This window comes from Streptomyces sp. SBT349 (assembly GCF_001083795.1).
Taxonomy (GTDB): domain Bacteria; phylum Actinomycetota; class Actinomycetes; order Streptomycetales; family Streptomycetaceae; genus Streptomyces.
Genome location: NZ_LAVK01000488.1, coordinates 1 through 4356, shown reverse-complemented (window position 1 = coordinate 4356; position 4356 = coordinate 1). Strand labels below are relative to the sequence as shown.

The 4356-nt window shown below is 77.3% G+C and carries 3 protein-coding genes; 1 reads left to right on the top strand and 2 read right to left on the bottom strand.

Going from position 1 to position 4356, the window contains the following annotated elements; all coding sequences use genetic code 11:
- Positions 1–149: 149 nt before the first annotated feature.
- Entirely contained in the window at positions 150–953 is an 804-nt protein-coding gene (locus ADY01_RS33400; protein WP_049580508.1) for a sulfite exporter TauE/SafE family protein, read from the top strand.
- On the opposite strand, the gene ADY01_RS33395 is transcribed toward ADY01_RS33400, so the two are convergent.
- Both ADY01_RS33395 and ADY01_RS33390 read right to left on the bottom strand, forming a co-directional pair.
- Complete coding sequence (locus ADY01_RS33395; protein ID WP_049580507.1) at positions 937–3207, bottom strand: bifunctional serine/threonine-protein kinase/ABC transporter substrate-binding protein; 2271 nt, start codon at positions 3205–3207, stop codon at positions 937–939. The genes ADY01_RS33400 and ADY01_RS33395 overlap by 17 nt on opposite strands.
- 21 nt (positions 3208–3228) lie before the next feature.
- On the bottom strand, positions 3229–4356 hold a 1128-nt coding region (locus ADY01_RS33390), incomplete at its 5' end, for an ABC transporter substrate-binding protein (RefSeq protein WP_049580506.1).

Genomic DNA, 4356 nt, shown 5'->3' with positions numbered 1-4356 from the left:
GGGAGGGCGGGAAGGGCGGCTTGGAATACAGCCGTGACCGCTCCGGCCGTCGCGTGCGGGGGGCATGGTTCCCCGGGGCGGCTCCCCATGATGGGATGATGGTATGACTGCCGCTGCCTCCGACGTGCCCATACCTCGGTGAGCGGGCGATGAACGGGCTCGGCGGGTCGGAACTCGCCGTGCTCGCGCTCGGCGCGGTGCTGGTGGGGTTCGCCAAGACGGCGATCGGCGGGGTCGGCGCGATCAGCGTCGCGCTCTTCGCCACCGTTCTCCCGGCCCGCGAGTCCAGCGGCGCGCTGCTGCCGCTGCTGATCGCCGGGGACCTGCTCGCCGTGAGCGCCTACCGGCGCCACGCCGACTGGCAGGCGCTGCTGCGGGTCTTCCCCTCGGTGGCCGCGGGCGTGCTGGCCGGGACGGTCTTCGTGGCCCAGGTCGACGACACGGTGATGCGGCGCACGATCGGCGCGACGCTGCTCGTCGTGGTGGCCGTGCACCTGTGGCAGCGCGCGAAGAAGAAGCGGCGGACCGGCGCCGGATCCCGGACCGGGGCGGAGGCCGCGCCGCCGGGGAACGGCGCCGCCGCGGTCGTCGCGGGCGGCGGCTTCGGCGGGGCCGCGCTGTTCTACGGGCTGCTCGCCGGATTCACGACCATGGTGGCGAACGCGGGCGGCGCCGTCATGGCGCTCTACTTCCTCGCGGTGGGCTTCCCGATGATGCGGTTCCTCGGCACGGCCGCCTGGTTCTTCCTGATCGTCAACGTCTTCAAGGTCCCCTTCAGCGCCGGGCTCGGCCTGATCAGCGTCGACTCGCTGGAGCTGAACGCGGTGCTGCTGCCCGCCGTGCTGCTCGGCGCCCTCGTCGGCAGGGCCGGGGTCAGCCGCCTCGACCAGGCCCGATTCGAGAAGCTGGTGCTGTTCTTCACCGTGCTCTCGGCGCTCAACCTGGTGCGGTGACCCCGGTGACCCCGGCGACACCCGCGGCCCCGGTGACCCCGGCGACACCTGCGGCCCCGGTGACCGAGTCGGCGGCGCCCAGGTAGCGGAACGCGCCCCCCTCCACCTGGTACAGGAACAGCGCGCCCTCCAGCCGGGCCCCCGCGGTCTCCGGGTAGAACGCAAACGTCTTGCTGACGCCCTGGTGCGACACCAGCGGCAGCCGCCGCGTCAGCGAGAGGCGCCGCACCTCGCCGCCCGGCAGCTCCTCCAGCGCGCGGGCCACCAGGTGCGCCGTGTCGTACGCCTCGGCCGCGTGGTACGGCGGGTCCTCGCCGAAACGCGCCCGGTAGGCGTCGGCGAACGCCCGCGCCCGGGGCTCCGCGGTCGCGTCGGTGAACGAGGCCGCCACCACCCAGCCCTCGGCCGCCTCCCCCGCGCCCTCCGGGAACGCCGCGTCGATCACCGGCTCGAACCCCAGCCGCGCGCCGCCGAACCCCGCCTCACCGAGCGCCCGCGCCAGCAGCGCGGCCCGGCCCGGGTCCCGGCCGCCGAAGACCACCGCGTCCGGCCCGTCCGCCAGCAGTCCGGCGACCGGCGGGCCGAGGTCGCGGGCGCCGGCGGCCAGGGTGTGCACCGCGACCGTCACCCCCGGGGCGCCGCTGTACGCCTCCCGCATGCCCTGGATCAGCGCGCGCGACCACGCGCCGGCCGCCTCGTCGTGGAGCAGGTGGACGCGCCGGGCGTCCACCGGGTCGGTCAGGTAGGAGACCGCGGCGATCATCAGGTCGCCGTCGCCGGGGCGGGTCGCGAGGTACGACTCGTGCTCGACCGGGGTCGCCCCGGCGGGGCCCACCGAGACCGAGAGCAGCGCCAGCAACGCGTCGGAGTAGACCGGAGCGGCGACCGCGCACGTGTCCTCGGTCGTGGTGCCGATGACGGCCAGAACCGTCTCGTCCGCGGTCAGTTCGCGGGCGACCCGCTCGGCCAGGGCCGGGTCGCCCCCGTCGTCCCTGGCGAGGAACTCCATGGTGAACGGCGGGCGTTCACGGGCGTTGAGCCGCTCGACCGCCAGCCGGGCGCCGTTCTCCTCGGCCCGGCCCGTCGCCGCCCGCTCCCCGGAGAGGTCGGCGTGCAGCGCCAGCGTGTACCGGGGCGGGGGCTCGTCCCCGCCGCCGTCGGCGGGCGGGGTGTCCGAGCCGCCGGACAGCGCCGACCAGAGCGCGAACGAGCCGCCCGCCGCCGCCACCCCGACCGTGGCGCCGCCCGCGGCGAGCAGGCGGCGGCGCGTCACCCGCGCCCCCGGTGAACGGTCACCGCGCCCCGGCCGCGCCCCGGAACGGCCGCCGCCCGGAGGGTCCTCGCCCCGGCCCGCCTCCCTCGCGGGCACCGCGCCGAGGCCCCTCAGCGCGGCGGCCCGCTCCGTGACCAGCCGGGTGACGGGCTCGGGCCACCAGGGGTCGGCGGGCTCCCCGCGGGTCAGCGCCTCGCGGACGATGTCCAGCGGGGGGCGCTGGGACGGCTCCTTGGCGAGGCAGCCCTCGATCAGCGGGCGCAGCTCCTCGGGAACGCCGTCCAGGTCGGCCGCGTCGTGCACGGTGCGGTAGAGCAGCGCGGGCAGCGGGCCCGAGCCGAACGGGCGGCGCCCGGTGGCGGCGACCGCCAGCACGCAGCCCAGCGAGAACACGTCGCTGTAGGGGCCGACCGGGCCGCGCCCCGGCTGGGCCTGCTCGGGCGAGAGGTAGCCGGGCGAGCCGACCACCACCCCGGTCGCGGTCAGGCGGCTGCCGTCCTCGGCCCTGGCGATGCCGAAGTCGATCAGCCGCGGGCCGTCGAGGGCGAGCAGCACGTTGGCCGGTTTGACGTCCCGGTGGACGAGCCCCGTCGCGTGCGCGGCGGCCAGCGCCTCGGCCAGCACCGCGCCCAGGCCGCGCAGGGAGCGTTCCGGCAGCGGTCCGTGCGCGGCCAGCGCCTCGGCGAGCGAGGGCCCGGGGACGAACGCGGTGATCAGCCAGGGCGCCGCCGCCTCGGTGTCCGCGTCCAGCACCGGAACCGTCCACCGCGAGGACACCCGGCGGGCCGCGGCCACCTCCCGGCGGAAGCGGCCCCGGAACCCCGGGTCGTCGGCGCGCTCCGGGCGGATCACCTTGACCGCCACCAGCCCGCCCTCCGGGTCGGCGCCGAGGTAGACGGCGCCCATGCCGCCCGAGCCGAGCAGCGCGAGCAGCCGGTGACCGGCGATCTGCGACGGGTCGGACGGGCTCAGCGGTCGCATGGCCGCGGCTCCCCGGGCCCGTTATCCGAGGGGAGGGAGCGGCGCGGCGCCGAGGTAGCGGAAGGCCCCGCCCTCCACCCGGTAGAGGTAGACGCCCGTGTTCTCGTCGGAGACCAGGAAGCCGCCGTCCTGCGGGTCGAACGCCAGGGCCTTGCCGACGCCGTCGTGCGTGCTCTCGCGGAGCCGGGCGCCGAGCGCCTCGCGGGCCACCTCGCCGCCGTCGCCGAGCGCCGTCACGGCGCCCGCCAGCAGCCAGGCCGCGTCGTACGCCTCGGCCGCGCCGTACGGCGGATCGGCGTCGAAACGGCCCCGGTACAGGTCGGCGAACTCCCGCGTCTCCGCGGTGGCCGCGGGGTCGATGTAGGGCGCGACCACCAGCCAGCCCTCGGCCGCCTCGCCCGCCGCGGCGAGGAAGGCGGGGTCGAGGACGGCCGGGCCGCCGATGGCCGTTCCCGCGAACCCGGCCGCGGCCAGGCCGGTGGCGAGATGGGCCGCGCCCCCGGCCGGGCCGCCGTAGACCACGGCCTGGGCCCCCTCGGCGGCCAGTTCGCCGATCACCGGGCCGAAGTCCTCGGTGCCCGCGCTCACCACGCGCGGCACGGTGGCCACGGCGAGGGAGTCGGCGGCCTGCATCGCGGCCCTGACCATCTGGGCGCTGTCCATGTCGCCGGTGCGGTCGTCGACGAAGCCGAGCGTGGTGGCCCCGGTCCGCTCCACCACCGAGACGGCGAGGGACAGGCCGACGAAGAAGGTGGGCGGCCTGGCGTGCAGGAGGGCCGGATGGGTGCCGAGCACGGTGGCGAACGAGCCGACCGACAGGGCGAGCAGCGGCAGCAGCACCTCGTCGTAGCGCGGGACGGCGGCTTCGCCGGCGGCGTCCGTGGTGGGGCCGACGACCGCGATCACGGAGGCGTCGGCCGCCAGCCGGTCGGCGGCGGCGGTCGCGGCGACCGGGTCGCCCGCGTCGTCCTCGGTGACGACGGCCAGGTCGCAGGGGCGGTCCGGGGCCGCGTTGAACTCCTCGACGGCCAGCCGCAGGCCGTTCTCCTGGGCCCGGCCCTGCGCGGCACTCGGCCCGGACAGGTCGGCGTGCAGGCCGATGGCGTAACGCGGCAGGCCGGAGCCGTTGTGCTCGCCGCCGCCCGCGCC

Coding starts and splice junctions, on each gene's coding strand:
- ADY01_RS33400 (WP_049580508.1), top strand. CDS start 150: ATGAACGGGCTCGGCGGGTCGGAACTCGCCGTGCTCGCGCTCGGCGCG.
- ADY01_RS33395 (WP_049580507.1), bottom strand. CDS start 3,207: ATGCGACCGCTGAGCCCGTCCGACCCGTCGCAGATCGCCGGTCACCGG.